This window comes from Bdellovibrionales bacterium, assembly GCA_018266295.1.
Taxonomy (GTDB): Bacteria; Bdellovibrionota; Bdellovibrionia; order Bdellovibrionales; family Bdellovibrionaceae; genus JACMRP01.
In genome coordinates, this window is record JAFEAQ010000008.1 from 162,805 (window position 1) to 180,647 (window position 17,843).

Annotated in this window: 18 protein-coding genes; 13 read left to right on the plus strand and 5 right to left on the minus strand. The window is 47.8% G+C overall.

Translation table 11 applies throughout. The features are described 5' to 3' along the window. Positions 1–42 precede the first annotated feature (42 nt). The 6 genes from JSU04_06800 to JSU04_06825 all read left to right on the plus strand — a co-directional run bounded on the left by JSU04_06800 (position 43) and on the right by JSU04_06825 (position 8,168). Positions 43–1,593 carry a L,D-transpeptidase family protein gene (locus JSU04_06800; protein MBS1969998.1) on the plus strand — a complete coding sequence of 517 codons (1,551 nt, stop codon included), beginning with the start codon at positions 43–45 and terminating at the stop codon, positions 1,591–1,593. Positions 1,594–1,668: 75 nt separating this feature from the next. Next, complete coding sequence (locus tag JSU04_06805) at positions 1,669–2,064, plus strand: HIT family protein (GenBank protein MBS1969999.1); 396 nt, start codon at positions 1,669–1,671, stop codon at positions 2,062–2,064. Between the two features lie 371 nt (positions 2,065–2,435). Beyond that, positions 2,436–4,169, plus strand: coding sequence for an Hpt domain-containing protein (locus tag JSU04_06810; protein MBS1970000.1), 1,734 nt, complete (start codon positions 2,436–2,438; stop codon positions 4,167–4,169). Next, the gene (locus JSU04_06815; GenBank protein MBS1970001.1) at positions 4,166–4,933 is read left to right on the plus strand and encodes a chemotaxis protein CheW; all 768 of its coding nucleotides are present in this window, start codon (positions 4,166–4,168) and stop codon (positions 4,931–4,933) included. Before JSU04_06810 ends, JSU04_06815 begins: the two co-directional genes overlap by 4 nt. Next, positions 4,926–6,494, plus strand: coding sequence for a response regulator (locus JSU04_06820; protein MBS1970002.1), 1,569 nt, complete (start codon positions 4,926–4,928; stop codon positions 6,492–6,494). The genes JSU04_06815 and JSU04_06820 overlap by 8 nt, the downstream gene beginning before the upstream one ends. 273 nt (positions 6,495–6,767) lie before the next feature. Further along, positions 6,768–8,168: an aldehyde dehydrogenase family protein gene (locus JSU04_06825; protein MBS1970003.1), complete on the plus strand. Its 1,401-nt coding sequence runs from the start codon at positions 6,768–6,770 to the stop codon at positions 8,166–8,168. 42 nt (positions 8,169–8,210) lie between these two features. Here JSU04_06825 and JSU04_06830 read toward each other — a convergent pair whose 3' ends face one another. Next, entirely contained in the window at positions 8,211–8,402 is a 192-nt protein-coding gene (locus JSU04_06830; protein ID MBS1970004.1) for a hypothetical protein, read from the minus strand. 181 nt (positions 8,403–8,583) lie between these two features. On the opposite strand from JSU04_06830, the gene JSU04_06835 reads away from it, so the two are divergent. Then, positions 8,584–9,288, plus strand: coding sequence for a hypothetical protein (locus JSU04_06835; GenBank protein ID MBS1970005.1), 705 nt, complete (start codon positions 8,584–8,586; stop codon positions 9,286–9,288). Positions 9,289–9,332: 44 nt separating this feature from the next. Here JSU04_06835 and JSU04_06840 read toward each other — a convergent pair whose 3' ends face one another. The 4 genes from JSU04_06840 to JSU04_06855 form a co-directional block, all read right to left on the minus strand. Then, positions 9,333–10,430: a D-alanine--D-alanine ligase gene (locus JSU04_06840; GenBank protein ID MBS1970006.1), complete on the minus strand. Its 1,098-nt coding sequence runs from the start codon at positions 10,428–10,430 to the stop codon at positions 9,333–9,335. Further along, entirely contained in the window at positions 10,427–11,080 is a 654-nt protein-coding gene (gene elbB / locus JSU04_06845) for an isoprenoid biosynthesis glyoxalase ElbB (protein MBS1970007.1), read from the minus strand. The genes JSU04_06840 and elbB overlap by 4 nt, the downstream gene beginning before the upstream one ends. A 67-nt stretch (positions 11,081–11,147) precedes the next feature. Further along, entirely contained in the window at positions 11,148–12,041 is an 894-nt protein-coding gene (locus JSU04_06850; protein ID MBS1970008.1) for a hypothetical protein, read from the minus strand. Beyond that, the gene (locus JSU04_06855; GenBank protein ID MBS1970009.1) at positions 12,038–13,129 is read right to left on the minus strand and encodes a GNAT family N-acetyltransferase; all 1,092 of its coding nucleotides are present in this window, start codon (positions 13,127–13,129) and stop codon (positions 12,038–12,040) included. Before JSU04_06855 ends, JSU04_06850 begins: the two co-directional genes overlap by 4 nt. Positions 13,130–13,296: 167 nt before the next feature. Here JSU04_06855 and JSU04_06860 point away from each other — a divergent pair, with 167 nt between their 5' ends. Genes JSU04_06860 through JSU04_06885 form a run of 6 tightly spaced genes read left to right on the plus strand, consistent with a single transcriptional unit; the run spans position 13,297 to position 17,804 of the window. Beyond that, positions 13,297–13,536, plus strand: coding sequence for a ferredoxin (locus JSU04_06860; protein MBS1970010.1), 240 nt, complete (start codon positions 13,297–13,299; stop codon positions 13,534–13,536). 11 nt (positions 13,537–13,547) lie between these two features. After that, positions 13,548–14,183 carry an endonuclease III gene (nth, locus tag JSU04_06865; protein ID MBS1970011.1) on the plus strand — a complete coding sequence of 212 codons (636 nt, stop codon included), beginning with the start codon at positions 13,548–13,550 and terminating at the stop codon, positions 14,181–14,183. Between the two features lie 8 nt (positions 14,184–14,191). Continuing rightward, entirely contained in the window at positions 14,192–14,674 is a 483-nt protein-coding gene (locus tag JSU04_06870; protein MBS1970012.1) for a DoxX family membrane protein, read from the plus strand. A gap of 7 nt (positions 14,675–14,681) precedes the next feature. After that, positions 14,682–15,722, plus strand: a complete 1,041-nt coding sequence (locus JSU04_06875) for a thiamine ABC transporter substrate-binding protein (protein MBS1970013.1) — start codon at positions 14,682–14,684, stop codon at positions 15,720–15,722. Then, positions 15,719–17,179 (plus strand): iron ABC transporter permease, encoded by a 1,461-nt coding sequence (locus tag JSU04_06880; protein MBS1970014.1) that lies wholly within the window; start codon positions 15,719–15,721, stop codon positions 17,177–17,179. The genes JSU04_06875 and JSU04_06880 overlap by 4 nt, the downstream gene beginning before the upstream one ends. Beyond that, complete coding sequence (locus JSU04_06885; protein ID MBS1970015.1) at positions 17,154–17,804, plus strand: ATP-binding cassette domain-containing protein; 651 nt, start codon at positions 17,154–17,156, stop codon at positions 17,802–17,804. Before JSU04_06880 ends, JSU04_06885 begins: the two co-directional genes overlap by 26 nt. Positions 17,805–17,843: the final 39 nt, after the last annotated feature.

The following is a 17,843-nucleotide window of genomic DNA, read 5'->3' on the forward strand; positions in this document are numbered from 1 at the left end:
GCGAATTAGGTTTCTTTTAATTAAGACATCTAAGGAGATACTATGGGAATCTTTCTTACTCTGATGTTGCTGCTTTCTCTTTCTCCAGTCGTTCATGCCTTGCCGCTCGACTACGACGAAGAGCTCACGGCGCAAGTCAAACTCCAATATGATACTGTGATTGACGTGCTTCCTCTTGATGATATGAGGGCGGCCATCGGCGGAGTCTGGCAGCACGGGCTTAATCCGACGCAATACTGGACGGCCGATATGGAAAAGACCTACATGAAAGGACCTGATCAGCGCGTGAAAATGAAAAAACGCGTGAATCAGAACTTCTTACGTCTGCTGAGTGATATCTCGGTGGGTTCCGTCGATCCTGAAGCTCTCACGGGTGATATTAAATTCAAGCGAAAAAAATTCTTAACGCCACAGCAATTACAGACGGTGATTGTGTCAACGGGACAGAAAGCCGATTTGTTGATTGAATCCTTGGCGCCTCAGAATTCTCCGTATGTGTCGTTACGAACGACGTTATTGAAAATCTATCCCGCTTGTAGCAATGGACAGTGGGCGCCCATTGGAAAAACCAAAAAAGTTCTTAAGCTGGGAGTCAAAGATCCGGCGGTTCCATCCATTAAGAGCCGTCTGATGTTTATGGGTTATGCGATTTCAAGCCCTGACGACACCTTTGATCAAGAGTCTGTCAATGCAATCAACGATATTGAGTGGAATTTACACCTCAAGCCTGATAGCGCGGTTCATCCCAGCGGCAAGGTGACGAAATTCCTCAACGTCAGCTGTCTGGATCGTGTCCGCCAATTACAAGCAGACATGGAAAAGATGCGCTGGTTCCCAAGTCAATTTGAAGATCGCTATATCTTTATTAATCTGGCCATGACGTATTTTGTGATGGTCGATAAGACACAAAATCCGGCGTACATTACAAGCTTCCGTACGATCAATGGCCGTGCGGAAAGAAAATCTCCAACGATGAAAGATAAAATCGTGCGTGTGATTTTGAATCCTTCTTGGATTGTGCCGCCGACAATCTTTATCGAAGATAAAGTGACAGAGATCCGCAATCTGCCGCGCTATCAGATTAAGTACTATTTTGATTCGCATAACTATGAAGTCTGGAACAAAGATATGAGCCGCCGTTTGGATCCGACAACGATCGACTGGTGGTCTTTTGATGCCAGTCTGGATGCGGATATCTACATTCGTCAGAAACCGAACTATTGGAATGCGCTCGGCGTGATCAAGTTCGAATTGACGAACTCATTCTCGGTTTACCTGCATGATACCAATCAGCGCGAACTCTTTTGGGAGCCGCAGAGATTGCTGAGTTCGGGTTGCATCCGCTTGGAAAAACCGTTTGATCTTGCGGAGTATCTCTTAAAGGGAACTGCATGGGATCGTGCAAAAATTGAAGCTTCGACCTTGAAACCGGGAGAAGTGGCGGATAAATCGATTAAGATCGATCTCACGAATCCGATGCCGGTCTATACGGCGTTCCTGACATCGTTTTTGAGCAGTGATAATATCATTCGCTTCACCGATGACATCTACGGCCAGAACACCGATATTCTTAGCTCGATGAAAGCGCTTTGATTGTGGTTTGGGGCGTAAAGTGTTGCTCCTTGAAATACCTCTGTGAATAATAAACGGGATTTTAAGGAGAACACCATGGCATCTGTATTTACGAAAATCATCAGTGGCGAATTGCCTTGCTATAAAATCTATGAAGATGAAGAGATCTTTTCATTTCTGGCATTGGATCAAGTGAATCTTGGCCACACGCTCGTGATCTGTAAGCAAGAAGTCAACCATTGGACGGAAGTTCCGACAGATGTCTACGCAAGACTTCATGTTGTCTCTCAGAAAATCGGTAAAGCGATTTTGAAAGCCTCGGGCAGTCCACGTGTGGGACAAATTGTTGCCGGCTTTGAAGTGCCTCATTATCATTTACATCTCATTCCAGCGTGGTCCATTCCAGACCTCGATTTCAAAAGAGCACAGCGCCGTTCTGAAGAAGAGATGAAAAAAATCCAAGCAGAAATTATTAAGCATTTAAGCGTTTAGTTAGACGCGTCTCATATTGAGAACTGACAACTAGACCTCTTTCTTGTAGCGATGAAATTCGCAAAAAGGTAATATGAAGTAAAGCTACTCTGGTGGCTGGGAAGGAGGTGGTGCTTATGGTTCAATCATATGACATAACCAAGGCGGAGGTGGCGGCTTCTTAGCCGTACTAGACCTTCGCCAACTTTGTCAGGCGGACGGCTGAAGCGCCGAAAGGATCCAGGCCGTCCCGCCACTATCGCTTCTTGTTTACAGCCCATTTCTAACCGACTTTTCTGTCAAATTCCAGTGACTTCGCATTTCCATCGTTAAGGCAACCTCTTGTAATTCCGATAACTTATCAAACAGGTTAAGATTGATCGCAAGGGTGTATGTCGGATTCTGAAGAGAGTAATAAATCACAGCAAATCATTGAACTCGATTTCGATTTCAATGAGGTTCAAGTTGTTTCTGAGGCCTTCTTTAAGGAGTCTGAAGAAATACTTTCTGATCTTGATGATCATATTTTGCGCCTTGAGGCTCATCCTCATGATGAGATTCTGTTACAAGGACTTTTCCGCAAAGTTCATACCCTTAAAGGCAGTGTTGGAGCAGTTCCTGGTGGTCAGCTTTTGGGATCTTTGTCGCACGAGTTTGAGACGTTGCTGGAACGCCTGCGTAAGCAGAAAATCTTGCCGACAAAAGAGTGCATTGAAATTTTCCTTCATAGCTCACGCATTTTGAAAGTTCTAGCGGAGAACTTACGCACTCATCGCGAAATCTATCCCGAAGAGCTCAGTGAGGCGATCGAGCTGATCGCTCGCTATGGAGCGTTCCAGCTTACGTCGACAGAGTCTGCAACCACAGAGCGCAGCGCTGTTGTGGAACCTGAAATTGAAGCCTCTCGCAATAAAGAAGATGGGATCTGGCTCTCACAAGAACATATGGCGTCACTTATGCAGCTTTCAAGCGATTTCATTCTGTTGAAGAACTCTTTCCAGAACATGCTGGATACAAAAGAAGACGCCGCGGAAAAACTCACGGTTAAAAAAGTGCTCGAGCGCCAAGGCACATTGTCGCATTCTTTGAATGCGCTTTCAGATCAATTCCAGGGCATTTTGGATAAAGCCCAGAAGCTGCCGTTAAAAGAAGCTTTTGCGGGACTTGTGCCTCTCGTTCGCCAAGCCGCTTATGAATTAAAGAAAGACGTTCGCTTTGAAGATGTCGGCTTTGAGCTCGAAGTCGATAAGGTCCTGGCGCACGATATGTATAAAGCTTTAATGCACATGGTGCGAAACTCTCTCGATCACGGGATTGAAAAACCCGAGGATCGAACCGCTGCCGGTAAGCCTATGCAAGGGGTGTTGCGTATTTCTCTCGAAGAGAAATCTTCTGTGATTCACTGTGTGGTGAAGGACGATGGGCGTGGTCTTGATAGAGAACGCATTTTGCAACGAGCTCTTGCCAAGGGCTTGACGAATGCTTTGGAAGCATCACAAATGCCCGAGGAAAAGATTTTCTCTTTCATTTTCCATCCGGGTTTTTCGACGAAAGAAAAAATCACCACGATGTCGGGCCGTGGTGTTGGTATGGACGTTGTGCAGAATATAGTCACAAAGTACGGTGGCCAGATTGAAATCAAATCAAAAGCAGGCGAGGGATCTGAGATCTCTTTGCATATTCCTGTGCCGAAGAAGCTTTTGGTTGAACGCTGTCTCCTGGCGAGTTGGAGCGAGTTTACGTTTGCGTTCCCGCTATCTGAAGTTTCGCATATCAGCTCTTGTGATGAGTTGCATATTACTGACGTTGACCATCTGCGCTTCTGTCAGTTTGAAAACCGCACAGTGCCGCTTATGACTTTTGAAGAAATTTATCAGTTTAAGAATTTATTGCCTTTGGATCATGTTAAGAAGATGTCTGTTGTCTTCTTGCATGTTCAAGATTTCCATTTGGGAATTCTTGTCGACAAGATTGATCATCAGACAGACTTAGTGATCAAGTCTTTCGGGGGCCTCATTAAGAAAACCCCTGGCTTTAAGGGCAATTCCGTTTTGACGGATGAAGAAATCGCTTATGTCGTAGATTCGACGGAGCTGCAGACCTTGTTGCAGAAGGAGAGCGCATGAGTGCATTAGCTTTAGATGAATTTGCTCTTGAGATGCGTCAGCATTATATCACGACGACAGTGGAGTCGTTGGAGCGCTTTAAGACCTTTGAAAATTATTTTGGTGAAATTAAGCTCGCAGTCGACGATTGGATCGCGGAAGCGCGTTCTAATGAGATGAGCCATTTTGTCGGACTATTGGAAATTCTAAAAAACGCCGTTGCAAACGGTGATATTGGCGGCAAAGAAGACTCTCTTTGGGTGTCAGCTGCTTTAATGGAATACCTGGAATTATTGAAGACCCGTGCTGATTCGCCGGTTTTCTTTGAAAAATATCATTCAATTTTCCGCAGCCACTTAGACGAAGGGGCTCAGCTTTATTTGCAATGCGTGCGAGATCAGCATGCATTTCTAGTTCCGGTTAAAAACGTGATTGAAATCGTTGGCGGTAAGAAGGTTTATGCATTGCCAATGGCGCAAAGTGGAGTGCGTGGCCTCATGGGTTTCCGGGGGCAGGGGATTCCAGTTATGAATTTGGCGGATTTTGGTTTTAACAAACAAAATGAGAGTAGCGGCGCAAAAACCTATTTTGTGGTCTGTGAGTACGAAGACTCTTTCTTCGCGCTCGAAGTGAATGCCACCGAAGATGTTTTAGAAATAGAAGCCTCTCAATTTCAAAAATGCTCAGAGTCCAACTTGCTTTCTCCGATCGTTGATCAATTTGTGATTCACGAAGAAAAATCTCTGATGCTTTTAGATATCGAAAAATTGGTGGGACATGAATAAGCACTATCTTTTTCCTGGCAAGCTTGCGGCTTTTAGAGAAGAAACCCAGATTTCGACTCTTTTGGGTTCTTGCGTGTCCGTGGCGCTCTTTGATCCAGAAACAAGAATCGGCGGATTGAATCACTATCTTCTGCCGGAGCTGGGTCCAAATGATGTTGGCAATCCTCGTTATGGAACCTCGGCCATCACTATGTTGATTGAAGAGATGGTTCGCCTTGGTGCTTCAGAAAAGCGCCTTCAGGCAAAAATCTACGGCGGTGGGAATGTGATCGCGGTGTCTCCCATGGGGGAAAGCATCGGCCGTCGCAATATTGAAGTCGCTGAACAAATGATGCGGGAACGAGGAATTCGCGTTGTTGAGAAAAACGTTGGCGGTGAGTCCGGCCGGACTTTAAAGCTTAATACGGCGACCTTTGATGTGCTTCACAATTTTAGCAATGAAGGAGCGGGGGCCAGTGCGACGGTGGACGTCTCTGGTTTTAAACCGCTCGCAGTTGCAAAGTCTGTAAAGGTCTTGATTGTCGATGACTCGGCAACGGTCAGAACGCTGTTTACAAATATTTTCCAGAAGAGTGGCCTTGAGGTCGTGGGCGCCGCTGCGGATGCTTATCAGGCTCGCGAACTGATTGCCTCCAAGAAACCGGATGTTTTGACTTTAGATATCGAGATGCCGCGGATGAGCGGCGTGATGTTCCTTGAAAAGCTTATGAAGTTCCAACCGACTCCGGTGGTTATGGTGTCGTCACTTGGAAGTACCGGGGAAGCAGCGATGAAATCGTTGGAGCTTGGCGCCGTGGAGTTCGTTCATAAGCCTTCGCAATTTGACCCGCAAATTCTGAAAGACCTCGCTGGGACGCTTGTTGAAAAAGTGCGTGCAGCGGCGTCTGTGAATGTTTTAAAGAAAATGAAAGAAAAGCCGGCACCATCTCCGATTGCTGACATGAATATTTCAGCCAGTGCGAAGATGAAAAAGAAAACGGCAGAACTCAAGGTCGTTGTGATGGGCGGAAATGCCGGTAGTGCAACAGCGGTAGAAAAAGTTTTGGAAGGCCTCGCGGTGGATACTCCGCCGGTGGTGATCTCTTGCAGTATCGTGACGAACTTCTTGGAAAGCTTCCTTCAGAAGATGAAGGGAAAAACGAAGGTCACGTTATCGGCTGCAAAAGACGGCGACTGGCTCCGTATGGGGAATGTTTACTTCATTCCGGCGGGCCATCATGGCAAAGTCCTCAATACGGCTAACGGTCCGCAATTGAAGCTCGAAAAAGGCGCTCCTGTGGCGTCGCAAATCCCGTCAGCCAATGTCCTTTTCCAATCAGCAGCGCAGGCATATGCGGGTGGCGTGTATGGAATTCTCCTTGGAGGCTTTGGTGTGGATGGAGTGGATGGCTTGACCGCTATTCAAAACAAAGGCGGAATGACCGTGGTTCAGCATCCTGAGGAAGCTCAGTTCCCTTACGCTCCACAGAAAGCAATTGAAGTTGGTGTGGCTGAACAAATCACCGAAACCAACGAAATCGCAGCTCGCCTTATGCAATACCGTAACCAAACTGTATTCTAAAAAGGTACCAGGTCGCTTTTCGGAATTGACTTGGTACCCAAACGGGGATTCGGAAGCAAGGCAAAGTACTTAGCAGAAAACTTCGCAGGCACGCCCTCCAGGCTCGACAGCGTCCGCCCTTTGGGCGGATTTGCGCCTCCTGCGCCCCTGAGTCCCACTCAGTTCTTTGCCTTGCTTCCGAATTGTTTAGATATGTCAATTCCGAAAAGCGACCTGGTACCTTTTCGGGGGCTTTTCTTGCTTTTTGGGGGGAATTGCAGGATCTTGGGGGCCATGGGCGCACAGGAGTTTCTCAATTTTATTGATGGCGAATTTTCTCAATCTCAAAGCAAAGCCAGCTTTGCAAAGACCAATCCGTTTAATGGCGAGGTTCTCGGGAATGTCGCAGCGTCTGATGCCATGGATGTGATCCGTGCGATTCAAGCTGCCAAACGCGCCCAAACTGAAATGGAAAAATGGACTCTCGCCCAACGAGCGGAGTTGTTGACCAGCATCGCCGCGAAGCTTGAAGAAAAAGCCGAAGAGTACGCCTACGAAGAAGCTCTTCACCAAGGCTTGCCGTTAAACTTTGTGCGTGAGAAAAGTTTGCAGTACGCCATTCAACAATTCCGTACGGCGGCTGAAGCTGTTTTAAGGTTTGAGCAAAGCAAATCACAAAACTTACAAGCACAGCCGACGGGAATTATTTCGATCGTTCTTTCCTGGAATCTTTCACTGCGTTTATTGGCGGAGCGTTTAGCTCCAGCACTGGCTGCGGGAAATATCTGTCTTGTTAAGATCTCAGAACTTTCTCCGGTGACTGCGAAAATCATGGGCGAAGTGCTGACAGCGGCAAATGCACCGAAAGGTCTTGTGCAGTTGATTCAGGGCCGTGGTTCAGAAGTGGGCGCATTGCTTGCGGCTCATCCTTCGATCCGTGCGGTGAATTTCGTCGGTAAATTAACGAATGCAGAAAAAATCACGCAGGGGGCTTTGCCACAGTTTAAGAAAGTACAAATCCACTCGGGTGTTAAAAACAATATCTTTGTTTTGAATGAAGTCGATTTCCAAAACAAGATGCCGCAGATTCTTGAAAGTTTTTTGATCGGCCAGGGGCAACTCTGCTGGAACACGACCAGAATTTTCGTTCTGGAGTCTTTCCAGAAAGAATTCACTGAAAAGTTAAAAGAATACTTAGCGAGCCTCAAGCCCGCGACGTCACCAAAAGATTCAAGTCCTTGGTTACCGGTGATCCAAGCGGAAGTTTTGCAACAACTCGAAGCCAAAGCTCAGCAAATCAAAATGGAAGAAGGCAAGCTGATCGCCGGTGGCGCAAAGGCCGACAGCACTGGTTACTTCTTCCAGCCGACGGTGAGCCTCGATCTACCGAACTGTTCAGAGATGCAACAAGAAGAAATCCGCGGTCCAATTCTGATTTTAACGGCGGTGAAATATCAGCACGAGATGGTGAAGTGGGCGAATACCGGTTACTACGGTCATTCGGCTGTCATCTGGGCGCCGAATTCAGAAAAAGCGCTGAAGGTTGCCGAGAAGATCGATGTGGGGACGGTGTCTGTGAACTCTTGGTTCCCTGTGAACTTTGAGCCCGGTCATCGCCAAACGACGTTTGGCCTTGTGGATATGGGGCCATGGGAAAGATTCTATTCTGACGTCAAAGTCTTGACGGGTCTCTAAAACCGGCAAAACTTTGGCGAAACAGCAGTCAGGGATTTGTCGTTAATTCAATGGATGGAAACGAGCGCGGGTACGAACTTCGCAAGAAGGGCAGTGAGCTTCTTCGCGGATGTGGCCAACGATATGATCTACGGCATGTGAAAGTTCCAGAACGGTGCCGCAAAGTACGCAATTGCTTTGGGAATTTATAAACTCACGATGCTTGTCACAATCTGCTTTTTCAAAATATTGCATCTTCTCTATAATGTTTTGCGATTTATCCAAGATGTAACTCCTCTGTACTAGAGACCTCACTGCAAGATCCGTTCACAGGCCAAGGTCCGGACGCCCTCCGCTTTCCGGATACTAAAACGCAATTAGGTGAATCAGACCTTGGTCTAAGCTTTGTAAGCAACCCCGAGCTGGAGGGATTGCAATGAAACATAAAATTTCCGTTTTGATACTTCTCTGCTTACAAGCCGGCTGCGCTGTGGAACTGAAAGACAAACCCAAGGACGAGCCGAAGGTCCAGACGGCAGCGGTGCCTGACTATGTGATCGATGGGCCAGTGAAGCTGACTCAGCATTTAAAGGTTGAGGCGGATCGCGTGGTTTTAACTGAGAATGCTGTGATAACCACGGAAGATAAGACTCTCACTATTATTACTAAGGAGCTAGTCACCGAAGGTGCAATGATCCGTAATTTTCCGTCGGGTGCGAAAGCTTACTTTGCAATGAATGGAAGAACTGGGGGAGCTGTGATCATTTCAGCGCGGAAGGCGCGTGGCACTCTTGATGTTCAACTGAATGGCGAAGGCGGCGGTCATGGTAAGAATGGCTATCTGTCTGAAGGAGGGCATGGCGGGTGTCCTACTGATGGAGCTAATGGCGGGAACCCGGGGAGCCTCAACTTGGAGGTCGTTGATAATAATAGTTTCAATATTAACTGGACGAACACAGTCGGAGAAGCGGGTGAAGCAGGAGTCAAAGGAGCTGCCAATGACAGCACACCGAGAGACCAAATCGGTCCGGGTGGATGCTCTCGAGATCGTGCAGACTCAGTGCCAGGGCTGCCAGGACAGTTTAAAGGTCAAGTTTGTTTAAAATTAGGAAATGCGGAGGCCTTCCGCTGTCAGGAATAAAAAAAGCCGGGGTTCACCCGGCCTCTTTTTTACTTAGAGCTGTTTTAGTTCAAAGCTGCGTAGCTGAACATCAGCTTCTCATCTGCGGCGTGCTTTTCGAAAGCGAAGCCGATGAGTTTAGAAATCAGCTCGGTGTAACCGACACCGGTTGCTTCCCACATCTTTGGATACATCGAGATCTTCGTGAAGCCAGGGATCGTGTTGATCTCGTTCACGTAAAGGTCGCCGTTCTTTTTCAAGAAGAAGTCGACGCGGGTGAGACCGTCGCAGCCCATCACTTGATAAGTCTTCACAGCCATCTTTTGGATCTTTTCAACTTCTTGCGGAGTTAATTGCGCAGGAATCACAATCGAAGCGCCGTTTTCATCCGTGTATTTCGCATCGTAAGAATAGAACTCATGGTGCGCGATCACTTCGCCGGGCAAAGAGGCCTTGGCAGTCGCGTTCAGACCCATCACAGAGCATTCAATCTCGCGGCCTTGAATGAATTCTTCAGCCAATACTTTTGTGTCGTAAGCAAAAGCGTCTTTCAAATCTTTTTCAAAACCCGCTTTGTCTTTGATTTTGTGAACGCCGACAGATGATCCCGCGTTGGCAGGCTTAATGAAAAATGGCGTACCGAGTTTTTTCACAAGTTCGTCGTAAGAAGGTGTGTGCTCTGGAGTCAGAAGTTCGTACTTCGCATTCGGAACCTGCGCGACAGCGAGCAAACGCTTCATCACTTCTTTATCCATGCCAGCTGCTGATGACCAAACACCGCAACCCACAAATGGCAAGTTCATCATTTTGAAAAGACCCTGAATCGTACCGTCTTCACCGAAAGTGCCATGCAAAACCGGGAAGGCACAATCGACCGTCGTCTTTGTCTGGTTTTTCAGAGAGAAAAACAAGGGCTTACCGCCTTCAGAGATCAAGGCCACGGGGTCCGAGCCTGCAGGCAAAGATTTGTCAGACAAGCGCACCACTTGGTCGAAAACTTCAAGGCCACTAAAGCGATACCAAGAGCCTTCTTTGCTGATGCCAACCAAGATGAAGTCATATTTTGTCTTATCAAGAGCGTTGGCTACGTTTTTAGCCGAGCGAATGGATACTTCGTGTTCTGAAGATCTTCCGCCAAAAATGAGTGCTACTGTTTTCTTCATGCCATCTCCACAAGTTCTTTTGCTAATCCAGAAATCCCTTTAAAGATTTCGTGAGGTTTTGCATTACCATACATGTAAGCCGGTGTTGTAATGACTTTTGTTTCGCGATCAGTGACATAATCATCCACTGGGCAAACTTCGTGCTGCGCTCCGGTTTTCAAAACTTCAGCGATAGTTTCTTTATCATCACCGAGAGTCACAGTGACTCGTTCGCTGCCCAAAACTTTCGCCAGCAGAACAGGCGCGATGCAAATCGCCGCGATCGGTTTAGTTTCTTGGTGAAAAGCTCTGATGTTTTTTTCTACGTCAGGAAGAACCGTGCACTTCGAGCCTTTGAAGGCCCAGTCACTCAAGTTCTTCGCCGCGCCAAAGCCGCCGACGAATGCTAAAGCATCGTACTTTTTAACGTCGAGAGTTTTCAGATCTTGAATATTGCCACGAGCGATGCGAGCGGCCTCAGTGAGGACGTTGCGTTTCTGGCCCATGGCTTGATCAGTGGTAAAATTGAGAGCTTCGAACTCCACGCTGGGAGCAAAACACATATACTCGGCACCATTTTGGCTGAGTGCAATCAAGAGGCTCACTGCTTCAGTGATTTCAGCCCCATCTTTGTTGCCACAACCCGCAAGAACGACGGCTACTTTTTTCAAAGGGTCCTCCGTGAGAGTGAAAGAGATCTTTCAACTCTAACGAAGGCTCCGCAACTTGTCTATGAATCTAATTCTGTCCAGGTTCGAAATTTTGGACGCGATTGCAAATCTTAACGAGAACTTTTTGAGAAGAAGTCGGTACCATGCCTTGATAGCAGAATTCCGTCAGGCGCGAGAGGTAAGGAACATCGGGGCTGAAAGTCATTTCATAGACGACTTTCTCAGTGCGCGTGCTGCCAGAGTCTTCGTCTTTAAAGTTGACGACGAGATCAAACGCGACTTTTTTGTAACGGATCTGGCAATTCGGAATGCCGGCGCAATCTTGCTGACCGGACACTCCTGTTGGCGGAGACATCATGCCTTCTGAAGTTTGCAGGTTGTGACATGTTACATCCCAGTTTTCGCTTTTAACGCAAGCACTCAGCATGTTCTGCACCATGAGGACGCCGAGGAAATGGCTCGTGCCAGTTCCGGAGCGAACACCCACAGTTCCGTTAGCCATCGATTTTTGCAGCTCCTCAACAGAGCCGGGAAGACCTTTACCCTGAATCGCCGATGTCGTTGGAGCCTCGGTCACCGAGGGAGTGGTCTTTGTAACAGAAATATTGTCTTCATACGATGTCACAGGTTTAAAATTGCCGTTTTCCATGGCCTGTGAACGAATCAAAAACTTGTAATCGATCGTGTCGGTATTTTCGGTACGGGCAATAATTTGACTGGCCTCTTTGTAAACCACTTTTGGATCCAGAGTGCTGATCTTCTGGTCTTGCTCGACGTACAAGAACTCATTGAGCTTGATCGAGTTAAAATCAGCGTTGTCCCATGCGGAAAGAACTGCTTTTTGCACTTCGTCCGCCGCCACTTCGGGACCGTTATCGTCGCTTAAAGAAGGCGGCTTTAAACAGCTCGTCGCTGCAATGAGGAGCACTAACAAAGCGGAACGGCGGAGGAACTGAATCATATAGAATCCCAGCCCCAGATCCACAAGTTCAGAGGGAGGATTTTAGATAATTTCTCGGCAGTCTCGGGTTTGAATACTTCGAGTTCAGCGATATCCACGGGACCGAAAAGCAGGTGAGTCAGATTCTGCTCGCCACCCAAAACCGCGAGGTCTTGGCCGCAACCAAATACAAACTTACCATTTTGCTTTTCCAGCACGATGTCAGAAATACCTTCAGCGCGGAAGGCGCGTTTAATTTTTGCCGAGAGCTGATCGAAGTTCAAAATCTTGATCATACCCAAGTAACCTTGGTTGTAAGTAACCGGTTTTTCGCGCAGGCGTTGAATCAAGTTTTGTGAGTGGCGCGGAACAATGATTGTGATCGGCTGCTGCTTTTCACGGCGGATAAAGCTCAGCAAAGTCATAATCGCAGTGACCGAGCCGCCCCATTCGTGAATGTAGCCGCCCAAGTCGACGCCTTTGCCTTCAATCGCATACGCTGCGAGCTGGCCCGAAGAGTCCCAAGCCGTATAAACCTGGGTTTGCGGAATTGCTAAATACTTACGAGTTTCTTCAACTGTGCGCACTGAGTTCACTGTATGAGTCGAGTAAAGACGGTGAATGGCCTCGGCCGCGACCTTCGAGTCTTTTGATAAACGCAAAGAAGGATCTGGGGCTTGGAATTCTTCTTCCACCACGATGCTGATTTCAGTGCCAGCGAGTTCAAAACCGATGCGGCGATAGAAGTCATACAAATCCGTCCAAAGGATCGCGATATCGCATTGTTGGCGAGTCGCCTGGGCAATGCAATCCTCGATAATTTGGGTGCTGAGTCCCTTATTGCGATGATTTTCATTAGTTACAACCGACCCGATAGCGCCCACTTTGAAAATTACATGGGGAGATTTTACAACAAGGGGCTTTAAAACGGCGTGCGAAACAACCTCGTCGGCTTCGGTAATAATTCTCATGTTGTGGAGGTTCGAACTCGATAACGCCGTCGGGTATTCGGCGGCTATAGACCAATTGGCTTCAGAACGAAGGCTCTGGGTCAAAAAATTGAGTACTGACGGCAATTCTGACTCTGCGGGTGAACGCGGTCCTTCCATGGATCCTCCTTAGAATGTCCCTTTCAGTTTAACGAAATCGGCCCCTTTCTTCAGTGTTTGTTAGGGGTTTTAGCCGCCATCCGGCCCTAAATGCGACCTCGGTCCTGAGGCGGAATTTGACTTTTTCCGGTCTTGCATTATATTGGGGCCCTCTTGGAGGCATTGAGATGGCTGAGTTAGATCAAAAATGGAAAGAAAACGCGCACGGCAAGATGTTCGTAGATCAATCTTGTATTGCTTGTGATGCCTGCGTTTTAACAGCTCCCAAGAACTTCTCAATGCACGAAGAAGACGGCCACGCCTTTGTGACCAAACAGCCTGAAACTCCTGAAGAAGAAGCAGCCTGCAAAGAAGCAATGGAAGGTTGCCCGGTAGAAGCTATCGGCGACTTTGGCGATAAAGCCTAGGACCTAGGTCGGTGAAAAAAGCACCGGCGAACGCCGCCATCGTTCTCAAGTTATTACCCAGATATTATCCCGATGCTCACTGTGCCCTTGATCACAAGAATGCCTTTGAGCTCCTGATCGCAACCATCCTTTCTGCACAATGCACTGACGAACGCGTGAACATCGTTACGAAGGGGCTTTTTGCCAAGTATCCGACGCCGGAGAAAATGGCCAAAGCTAAGCAGGAAGACCTTGAAGAGCTCATCCGCTCTGCGGGCTTCTATAAAAACAAAGCTAAAAATATCAAAGCGTGTGCTCAAGCGCTGGTCGAAAAGCATCAAGGTCAGGTTCCTGATAAGATGGATGAGCTTGTCGAGCTTGCGGGGGTTGGCCGTAAAACTGCGAACGTTGTGCTCGGAAATGCCTTTGATATCGCCAGCGGTATTGTTGTTGATACTCATGTCACTCGTTTAAGCAATCGCCTGGGCTGGGTGAAAGGGGAGGACGCTGTGGCGATCGAGAAGCGTCTCTGTGAGTTCGTCCCCAAAGATCATTGGATTAAGCTGTCACATGAACTGATTTTCCACGGCCGGCAAATTTGCAAGGCGCGCAAACCTCTCTGTGAGAGGTGTTTTCTTCTTGAGCATTGCCCGCAAAAAGGTGTCTAATCAGACACATGTTCGTAGCCTTTTTTGAAAGCGTTAAATACGTCGGCCATCTATTGCCAATTTCGTTCCTGAGAGTTTTCTTGGGCTATTATTATTTGCAGCAAGCGATGAGCAAATTTAAGGGCGACTTTTTGTCCCGTCCGCGCATTGCAGATCAAATTGCCGAGTGGCTTCCGGCAAGTCATGCTCCTAATTGGTATAAACTTTTTGTGAGCAGCCAGATTATTCCTCACTGGCAGACCGTGGCTTTCATTATCGTGGGTTTGGAATTCACGATCGCGATTTCTTACATTGCTGGATACGTGGTTCGTCCCGTAGCACTTTTAGGTGTTCTGCTTTGTTTTAATATGTTGTTCTTCTCAGGTCCGATGAACGAGGATCTCTATAAGACCTTTTTAGCAATTCACTTTATCATGGCATGGGTGGGAGCAGGTCGTTGCTTGGGCTTCGATTATTACTTCTTTAAGCGTCGCCGCGGTATTTGGTGGTAACTGAAGCATGAAGCATTTTATTTTATTCGTCACAGTCGTTTTTGTCGGCCTCTTCTTAGCGCTTCTGAATAAGAACGATGAGAGCAAGCCGCAAGAGGTGAAGCCCACTCTGCGTGTGTTTGGTTACAGCTCGTTTACGGGACAATGGGGCCCGGGCCCGGGTTTGAAAGAGCTTTTCGAAAAAGACTGCGACTGCCAAGTTCAGTACATCGAAGGCAGTGATTCTGGAATTCTTCTTCAGCGTTTGAAAATCGAAGGTGACAGTCTTGGTGCCGATCTTGTTGTCGGATTGGATCAATTTGATTTGCAAAAAGCATTGGCAGAGCAAAAATGGCGTGAACTCAATATCTCCGGCCTTGATGCTTATGATGAAGTAAAGCCAGCGTTGCAGAACAGCTACTTCGTTCCATTTGATTGGGGCGTGATTGCTTTTGTTGCGCGTAAGGGTGAGATCAGCAAGCCGCCACAAAGTCTTGATGATTTGATGGAGCCGGAGCTGAAACGCAAGATCGCCATCGAAGATCCGCGCACGAGTTCTCCGGGCATGCAGTTCTTGTATTGGGTGGTTCGTGCTAAGGGTGAAGAAGAAGGTTTCAAGTTTATCCAGAAAACCATGGACCAAGTTCATAGCTACTCACCGACATGGTCCGCGGCTTACGGTCTTTTCACAAAAAAACAAGCCAAGCTTGCTTTGTCTTATGTGACGTCGCCAGTCTATCACCAGGTTGAAGAAAAAAATAATGACTATGTCGCCTTGGAATTCAAAGAAGGCCATCCGATTCAGTACGAGTTCATGGGCATTCCTGATTTCTGCAAAAACTGCGAGCTGGCTGAAAGATTCGTAAATCTGATGCTGTCGGATCAAGGTCAGAAACTCATCATGCAGAAGAATTACATGTTCCCGATTATCAAAAACGTGAAAGAGGGAACTCCATTTGCCAACATTCCGCAGTTTAAAACTTTGGGCGACTTCCAAATTCCTTCTGCACAAGAAGTTGAGAGATTGCTGAAGAAGTGGTCTGAAGTTCGCCGCGGAGACGGCAATTGAGCCCACGCAATCTGATTCGTTCCGCATTGCTGATTTATTTGGTCTTTCCGTTTTTGTTCCTGTTATCGCATTTCTATATTACCAGTTGGCCAGAGTGGCGTGAGCTCCTCTGGGCTTTTAAGAACTCTTTTCTGCAAGCATTCTTCTCGGCGGTTTTCTCACTGCTGCTGGGAACCTGGGTGGCCTTCGGGCTTATCTGTTTTACGGATGGTTTCCGCCGTCATTACAGAATGGTTTTGGAAGTTCTATGTTTGCTTCCGAATTTTTTGCCGCCGCTCTTTACGCTTTTATCTATTTTGAATTTCATCGATCCATTCCCTATGGGGATTACTGGGATCACAATTGCACACACCATGATCAATTTTGGCTTGGTGGCTGTGATGATGGCGAATATTATCGAAAACAAAATCGGGAACCTCGCAGAACTAGCCTATATCGAGGGGTCGACACGTTGGCAGTTTCTGCGAGGGGCCTTCTGGCCCATCCTTAAGAACGATATTTTTCTACTTTTCCTTTTTGTCTTTGCGGTTTGCTTCGGAAGCTTTGCGATTCCGCTGATCGTCGGTGGTGGCAAGGGTACGACGATGGAAGTTCTGATCTATGAAAAGATCCGTCTTTCCAGCAACTGGAGCGAAGCAGTCGTGCTTGCGGTGATTCAGTCTGCATTTATTTTCACGGTTTCGTTTTTTGCCAAACGTGGGGGCACAGTGAGCTCGAGCCGGGTTGTGAACCTGCGGATTCTTCGCTCCTTCTCGGGTATCGGCGTTTTATTGCTGATCACAGTTTTTGGTTTCTTAGGCTATGCTCAAGGTGTGGTTGAGGGCTTTCGCCAGATCAGTGCCTTTTATGAATTGCAATCGCCGCTGCTGTGGAATTTCTGTGGCAGCCTTGTCATGGGCATCTTGGTGGGGTTGCTATCTTACGGCAGTCTTCTGGTGATTGCTTACTGCTGGCCCAAGGCGTGGTTTGAAAAGTTTCTTGCCGGCTATGTGGCTCCGAGCACGGCCTTGTGCTGTTTCGCTTTTCTGATTATGGGCACGAATGAATCGTTCTGGCCGTTTATCAAAATTCCGCTGGCGTTTAATCTGCTCTGCCTGGCGAGCTTGTATCGCATGGGCTGGGACGGAGTTCTACGCTCGCTGGAGGGACAGATCACGATTGCGCGCACCCTCGGCGCGAACAGCACGCAGATCTTTAAAGAAGTGCTGATGCCACAAATTTCAAAGCGCGCGGCCCTGTTTGCGGGAGTCGCGGCGGTGTGGGCGTGCGGCGACTATTCGGTTTCGCGAATTCTTGCTCACCGGGATGTGACGCTGGCGATGATGACTGAGACTTTGATGTCGAGCTATCGCCTGGGGCTAGCAACGGTTTTAAGTTTGAGCCTGGTTGTCTGTGGCGTGATTTGTTTCTTTGTCATTATGGGAGTGGGAAATGTCTTTAGTCGAAAATCTATTTAGAAATTACGGCGATTTTAAAATCGACATTCCCTCTTGGGAAATCCTTGATGAAGGAGTGACGGTTCTTTCCGGTCCTTCGGGGTCAGGGAAAACATCGGTCTTTCGCTTGCTCATCGGACTAGAGACGGCGCCGAATTTTCGTTGGATGTTTAAAGATCATGACCTGGCAAAAATGGCGGTTCCGCAAAGACGCTTGGGTGTTGTCTTTCAAACGCTGGATCTTTTTCCTCATATGACGGCCGAAGAAAATATTCTGTTTGCGGCAAAGGCCCGCGAGATTCCGCCGGAGCAGGCTTTTGAAAGGCTTCAAGAGCTCACCAAGGTGCTTCAGATGACCTCGTTCTTAAACCGCCCTGTCAGTGTCTTGTCGGGCGGCGAAAAGCAGCGCGTGGCGATTGCACGCGCTCTCAGCGGAGATCCGCGCATTCTGTTACTGGATGAGCCGTTCTCAGCGCTGGATCAGGAGCTTCGCCAAGAAAGCCGGGCCCTTATTAAGAGCGTGATCGAGAAAGAAAAGATTCCGACAATTCTTGTGACTCATGATCCGGCAGACGTGGAGGCGCTCGCCAACAAAGTCAGCGTCATTCGCAATGGGTCGATCGTTGAAGACAAAAGGATCCGCTGAGTAAGGCTAGATGCGAATACAGCCCCTCCCTCTGGTGTC

Coding starts and splice junctions, on each gene's coding strand:
- JSU04_06835 (MBS1970005.1), top strand. CDS start 8,584: ATGAAACATAAAATTTCCGTTTTGATACTTCTCTGCTTACAAGCCGGC.
- JSU04_06810 (MBS1970000.1), top strand. CDS start 2,436: ATGTCGGATTCTGAAGAGAGTAATAAATCACAGCAAATCATTGAACTC.
- JSU04_06840 (MBS1970006.1), bottom strand. CDS start 10,430: ATGAAGAAAACAGTAGCACTCATTTTTGGCGGAAGATCTTCAGAACAC.
- JSU04_06830 (MBS1970004.1), bottom strand. CDS start 8,402: ATGCAATATTTTGAAAAAGCAGATTGTGACAAGCATCGTGAGTTTATA.
- JSU04_06885 (MBS1970015.1), top strand. CDS start 17,154: ATGTCTTTAGTCGAAAATCTATTTAGAAATTACGGCGATTTTAAAATC.
- JSU04_06800 (MBS1969998.1), top strand. CDS start 43: ATGGGAATCTTTCTTACTCTGATGTTGCTGCTTTCTCTTTCTCCAGTC.
- JSU04_06820 (MBS1970002.1), top strand. CDS start 4,926: ATGAATAAGCACTATCTTTTTCCTGGCAAGCTTGCGGCTTTTAGAGAA.
- JSU04_06855 (MBS1970009.1), bottom strand. CDS start 13,129: ATGGAAGGACCGCGTTCACCCGCAGAGTCAGAATTGCCGTCAGTACTC.
- JSU04_06815 (MBS1970001.1), top strand. CDS start 4,166: ATGAGTGCATTAGCTTTAGATGAATTTGCTCTTGAGATGCGTCAGCAT.
- JSU04_06805 (MBS1969999.1), top strand. CDS start 1,669: ATGGCATCTGTATTTACGAAAATCATCAGTGGCGAATTGCCTTGCTAT.
- JSU04_06875 (MBS1970013.1), top strand. CDS start 14,682: ATGAAGCATTTTATTTTATTCGTCACAGTCGTTTTTGTCGGCCTCTTC.
- JSU04_06850 (MBS1970008.1), bottom strand. CDS start 12,041: ATGATTCAGTTCCTCCGCCGTTCCGCTTTGTTAGTGCTCCTCATTGCA.
- JSU04_06825 (MBS1970003.1), top strand. CDS start 6,768: ATGGGCGCACAGGAGTTTCTCAATTTTATTGATGGCGAATTTTCTCAA.
- JSU04_06870 (MBS1970012.1), top strand. CDS start 14,192: ATGTTCGTAGCCTTTTTTGAAAGCGTTAAATACGTCGGCCATCTATTG.
- JSU04_06860 (MBS1970010.1), top strand. CDS start 13,297: ATGGCTGAGTTAGATCAAAAATGGAAAGAAAACGCGCACGGCAAGATG.